We start from the raw sequence: 5,544 nt of genomic DNA, 5'->3' as shown, positions 1-5,544 counted from the left end.
TTCGGAAAATTAGCCGGGTGGCGGAAAGCCCCTAACACTCAGGGCAGCCTGGCAATCACCTTAATCTCAAACTGGAATCCGTAAAGCCACGTCACGCCGATCCCGGTCAACGTAGGGTAAGGCGCTTCCCCCCAATATTCTGGCAGGATACTCCAGATAGTGTCGAGGTTTGTCTCGGGATCGACGACAAAGAGGGTCACGTCGACCACATCACTGAACGTGCAGCCCGCAGCCGCGAGAACAGCATTAAGATTCCTGAATGCCAGCCTGACCTGCGCTTTCAGATCGGGCTCAGGCGAACCATCCTCGCGGCTACCAACCTGCCCCGAAACAAACAGGAAGCCGTTGGATTTGATGGCCGGTGAATAGCGATTACGCTCATAGAGCGCCTGTCGACCGGAGGGGAAAACTACTTCGCGTGCTGTCATGTTTGTACCTTTGCAATAGGGCGAAATCAGCCCGTTGAACATGAAGACACTTTACAGGTGCAGGATCGGGCGGATAAACAAGCGACTTTGTCCATCATTGTTTGTAATATCCAAACAATCGGCAAAAAGAGAGGATAAGGAATGGATCGTTTCGACGCGATGCGCGCCTTTGCCCGCGTGGTGGAGGCCGGTAGCTTCACAAAGGCTGCCCAAACGCTTCATATGAGCAAAACTACGGTGACGCAGCTCATTCAGCAGCTGGAAGCGCGCCTGCGCGTCAGATTGCTACATCGCACCACCCGCAAGCTCGGTGTGACCCCCGATGGCGCGGTCTACTACGAACGCGTCATCCGACTGCTGGCGGACATGGAAGATGCTGAAAACAGCCTGTCCAGCGCGGCGATTACGCCCACGGGACGGCTACGGGTAGATGTGCCCAGTCCGCTGGCCCGCCTCATCCTGGTGCCGGCGCTACCGGCTTTCCATGCACGCTACCCTGATATCCAGTTCGACATGGGCGTGAGCGACCGGGTGGTGGATCTGATCGGCGACAGCGTGGATTGCGTCCTGCGCGGTGGCGAAATCAACGACCAGTCCCTCATCGCTCGCCACGTCGGAGATTTGCACATCGGCGTCTACGCCGCCCCCAGTTATGTTGAACGCCTTGGCACCCCGGCGCACCCGCAAGAGCTGGAAAACACCGACCATCGCATTGTCGGGTTCTTGTCCTCACGCACCGGTAAGATTGATCCTCTTGTACTGCGCAGTGAGAGTGAACATATTGAAATCACGGGCAGCTATGTACTTGCCGTGGATGATGGCAATGCTTACCTCGAAGCCGGGTTAGCCGGGTTAGGCGTGATTGCGCTGCCGGTCTATATGGCGGCAGCGCATCAGGCGGCTGGCTCTTTGATTCCGTTGTTTACACAATGGCGTATCAGTCCAATGCCCCTGCATCTGGCTTTCCCGCCGAACCGCCATGTCAACGCCAGACTGCGCGTTTTTATTGACTGGATCGTTGAATTGATGCAGCAGCATGTCCCCAACACCAACCGAAAGGGAAAGGAAATTTAGCATATTTATTCGCCCGTTATTAACTATGGCGATCCCGGTCAGCCACCCGAAGGATCTCATCGTAAAAAAGTTCAGAACTCCGTGAGCTGACGCCAGGCCGCAACTTCCTCATCCAACCATTCGACGAAGAGAGCCACTTCCGATTTCACCTCCGTTAACTGCGATGTTACCAGCCAGTAAGGCCAGGGATACGGCGCAGTGAATGGGGTAAGCTGGACCAGTTCACCCCGGGTGATGGCATCCTGAACCAGAGAACGGCGCTCCAGCGCGATACCTTTACCGAGCCTGACAGCCTCAAGGACTAAGTTTGAATCGTTAATGCATAAGCCGCCGGGCACAATTTCTTTTTCCAGCCCCGCATTAAAACACCAGGTTTTCCACGACTCCATGGAGAATATGATCTGGCTCTTCGCCACCTCAGCCGGCGTCGCCGGGAGGACACCGCCGTTATAACCGGGCGCCGCCACAACAATCAGCTCATCAGAGAAAAGATAATGGCAGTCGCTTCCTTCCCAGTTCCCTTTCCCCATGCGTATCGCAATATCGATCCCTTCCTGCTGCATGCTGGTGATCGTCAGGCTGGCCTGGAGTCGCAGCGTGATGTGCGGATACTTTTCCCGAAACCGTCCCAGACGCGGCAACAGCCAGTGACAACCAAAAGACGGCACCATCGCCAGCGTCAGTTCCAGTATTCTCGGTTTCACCTGCACGAGCCGGGTGGCATCTGCGATATGGTTCAGCGCCTCGCGCACCTGTAACGCGTAGAGCCGACCCTCTTCGTTGATCTGCACCCCTCGGCCATGACGGATAAACAGCTTCACCCCCACCATTTCCTCCAGCACTTTAATCTGCTGGCTGATGGCGGAATGAGTCACATGAAGCTCTTTCGCTGCGAGCGTTACGCTGCCAAGGCGAGCCACCGCTTCAAAACTACGCAAACTTGCGATAGGTGGAAAATCAGACATGAAAACACTCCCTGAACCGAACACAATCTTAAAACGGTGGCCTGGCGATATGTCAGTAATACTAACCCTGGCGGTAAGATATTGAAGATATTCATCATGACAAATGTATCGTAATGTCTGTTCAGTAGCTTTAATAGCGTGTCATTTCACAGCGACAGGAAAACGGCAATTATGATTAAGCTTATTGGCATGATGGATTCGCCTTACGTACGGCGCGTAGCGGTCTCCCTGGAACTTTATGGCGTTGCATTTGAAAGCCAGCCGCTGTCGGTATTCAGCACATTTGAGGAATTTTCCCGGATCAACCCTGCGGTAAAAGCGCCCACGCTGATTCTGGAGAATGGAACGCGTCTGATGGATTCGTCGCTGATACTGAATTATTTTGAGGCCCATGCTGCCCCTGAACGGAGACTGCTGCCCGTGGCACCGGATGCGCTGGCAAACGATCTTCAGACGCTGGGCTTTATCCTCGCCGCCGCGGAGAAAGCGGTCCAAAATGTGTATGAACACAACCTGCGCCCGGCGGAGAAGCAGCATAGTTCATGGGTCGAGCGCATTACCGTCCAGTTGCTGGCAGCCTGCAAAGAATGGAACACGCTGCTGGAGGCGCGTCCGGCCAGCCCCCTGCCCGACCAGGTCGCCATTACCAGTACGGTGGTCTGGACGTTTATTCAGTCGATGATCCCTCACGTCGTTAACACAGCGGATTTCAGAAAGATTCAGGCGGTTACTGATGCCTTCGAGGCGCAAGCGGTCTTCAAAAAATATCCTTTCAACTAAATAACAGGCCCGGTCAGCACGACCGGGCAAGCCAGCGCTTAAATCTGATAATCAATCGCCACTTCTTCCGGCTCCATTACCTGGCGTTTAATCTCATCAACGGACAGCCCGGCATTGCAGAGCTCGATAAAGCGCCACACATAGTTGCGCTGAAGCTGTCCGCGCTTGAGGCCCAGCCATACGGTATTGGCGTCAAACAGATGACGTGTATCCAGACGCACCAGGTTTCCGGCTTCGCGCTCGCCCCCGGACTGTTCCGCCACCAGACCAATACCCAGCCCCAGCTCGACGTAAGTTTTAATCACATCGGAATCCTGCGCGCTGAGCACCACATCCGGCGTTAACCCTTTTCGGTTGAAGGCTTCATCAATGCGTGAACGTCCGGTAATGCCCTGGCGGTAGGTAATCAGTGGCCATTTTGCGATCTCCTCCAGCGTCAGCGGAGAGACCTGATTCAGGGGATGATCGACCGGAAGTAACAGACTGTGATACCAGCGGAACCACGGGAAGGCCACCAGCAGCGGGTCGTTGCTCAGGCGTTCACTGGCGATGCCGATATCCGCCCCACCGTTTTGCAACAGCACTTCAATCTCCTGCGGCGTGCCCTGGATAAGCTCCAGACGCACCTCCGGGAAGAGTTCGCGGAAGGCTTTAATCACCGGCGGCAGGCTGTAGCGCGCCTGGGTATGGGTGGTGGCGATGGTGAGCACACCGGAGGCATCATTGGTAAAGAGATCGGCCAGACGACGCACGTTGCTGGCCTCGTTGAGGATCCGCTCCGCGATAGTGAGCAATGCCTTGCCAGGCTCTGTCATGCCGAGCAGGCGCTTACCGCGGCGGATAAAGATCTCTATCCCCAGCTCCTCTTCCAGCTCGCGGATATGGCGGCTGACGCCGGACTGAGAGGTATAAAGCATATTGGCGACCTCGGTCAGGTTGTAATCCCGCCTGGCCGCCTCACGGATAATTTTAAGTTGCTGGAAATTCACGATTCACTCCGGCGCATCTGACATAGCTCTATTGTTAGAGTCAGCTGAGCTGCAGAACAAATAATAAAAACCAGCATCTTATGCTTTTATGGAATATCAGCTCACGAGCTGAAGTTCGCGGTTCTCAAGCGATGGCTTGCTGACCAGCGACATCAAAATCTCTTTCACCGCCTGCGCCTGCGGCGACAGCGAGCCGCGTGCGGACATATTCAGCGACAGCGGCAGGCTCATTGAAGGCGTGGTGATGCGCGCCATCCAGGCGTTTGCCGCGCTGCACAGCGAACGCGCGGCAGATTCCGGCAGCACCGTGACCCCCATTCCGCTGGCAATGGCTGCGGTCAGCGTGGAGATCGAGTCGATCTCGCCGATGATTTTTGCCGTCAGGCGGCGCAGGGAGAAGGCTTCGTCCACGCGCACGCGCACGGCGCTGTAATCGCGCGGCAGATAGAGGTTCATCTCTGCCACCGCGGTAAGGTCAACGCTCTGGCCCGGACAGTCGCGGGTGCCCACAAGATAAAGATCTTCTTTCAGCAGCGGCTGGCTGGTGATCCCGGCGACCGGGGAGCGATCGTAAAGCACCGCCATATCCAGCTGGCCGCTGAGCAGTTTGTCATTCAGTACGGACCCACTGTTTTCGTGCAGGTACACCAGCACTTCTGGCAGCTCAGCGCGAACCGCCTGCAGCAATGGCATGGTAATAGATGATGCGGCCGTTCCCGGCGCCAGACCGATAGAAACATGCCCGCTCAACGTCTGGCCAACGTTATGAACCGCCAGTTGCGCCTGTTCACACTGGCGAAGGATGGTGCGCGCGTGGGTATAAAGGATTTTACCGGCTTCCGTTGGCGTAACGCCGCGTTTGGTGCGGATCAACAACTGCTGATCCATCTCGCCTTCCAGAGTAGCCACCTGCTGGCTCAGCGCAGGCTGCGCGATATGCAGCACTTCCGCCGCTTGAGTCAGGCTGCCGATATCGACGATTTTTACGAAGTATTTCAGTCGTCTTAAGTTCATTTTGCCCCCTGTTCGAAATGCTGTGCCGGAACCGGCTGTCGTTGTTGAACAGGTTTTGCAATATGAATGCCAGTTTTACCAGGCGGTCTGAATTGTTCGCTAACCACCTGAAAATAAGGAATCCTAATCATGGAGGGGGCTTTTATTACTGAAACAGCAGTTTATGATCTGCCCCATTAGAGGTATATCCGCACCAAAGCAGTGCATTCCGCTGTCAAAAACGCCACTTTGCCGATTTTGTCAGCAAACGATCAAAAGGCGTTGATCCACCCTTTGACAAGGGAGACGCAGGTC

Annotated in this window: 6 protein-coding genes; 2 read left to right on the top strand and 4 right to left on the bottom strand. The window is 55.5% G+C overall.

Annotated elements, in window-relative coordinates; all coding sequences use genetic code 11:
- Positions 1 to 38: 38 nt before the first annotated feature.
- Positions 39 to 428 (bottom strand): RidA family protein, encoded by a 390-nt coding sequence (locus tag C5687_RS23415; RefSeq protein WP_104558139.1) that lies wholly within the window; start codon positions 426 to 428, stop codon positions 39 to 41.
- A gap of 141 nt (positions 429 to 569) precedes the next feature.
- On the opposite strand from C5687_RS23415, the gene C5687_RS23410 reads away from it, so the two are divergent.
- Positions 570 to 1,502: a LysR family transcriptional regulator gene (locus C5687_RS23410; protein ID WP_095441712.1), complete on the top strand. Its 933-nt coding sequence runs from the start codon at positions 570 to 572 to the stop codon at positions 1,500 to 1,502.
- Between the two features lie 71 nt (positions 1,503 to 1,573).
- Here the strand turns inward: C5687_RS23410 and C5687_RS23405 are convergent, their stop codons facing one another.
- Positions 1,574 to 2,467, bottom strand: coding sequence for a LysR substrate-binding domain-containing protein (locus tag C5687_RS23405; protein WP_104558137.1), 894 nt, complete (start codon positions 2,465 to 2,467; stop codon positions 1,574 to 1,576).
- Positions 2,468 to 2,638: 171 nt separating this feature from the next.
- On the opposite strand from C5687_RS23405, the gene C5687_RS23400 reads away from it, so the two are divergent.
- Complete coding sequence (locus C5687_RS23400) at positions 2,639 to 3,247, top strand: glutathione S-transferase family protein (RefSeq protein ID WP_080337344.1); 609 nt, start codon at positions 2,639 to 2,641, stop codon at positions 3,245 to 3,247.
- Between the two features lie 38 nt (positions 3,248 to 3,285).
- Here the strand turns inward: C5687_RS23400 and cbl are convergent, their stop codons facing one another.
- Entirely contained in the window at positions 3,286 to 4,236 is a 951-nt protein-coding gene (gene cbl / locus C5687_RS23395; protein ID WP_025759285.1) for an HTH-type transcriptional regulator Cbl, read from the bottom strand.
- 96 nt (positions 4,237 to 4,332) lie between these two features.
- Positions 4,333 to 5,250 (bottom strand): nitrogen assimilation transcriptional regulator NAC, encoded by a 918-nt coding sequence (gene nac, locus C5687_RS23390; protein WP_045286298.1) that lies wholly within the window; start codon positions 5,248 to 5,250, stop codon positions 4,333 to 4,335.
- Between the last annotated feature and the right edge of the window lie 294 nt (positions 5,251 to 5,544).

Source organism: Enterobacter sichuanensis (assembly GCF_002939185.1).
In the GTDB taxonomy this organism is placed as follows: Bacteria; Pseudomonadota; Gammaproteobacteria; order Enterobacterales; family Enterobacteriaceae; genus Enterobacter; species Enterobacter sichuanensis.
This window is presented reverse-complemented; position numbering and strand designations above follow the sequence as displayed.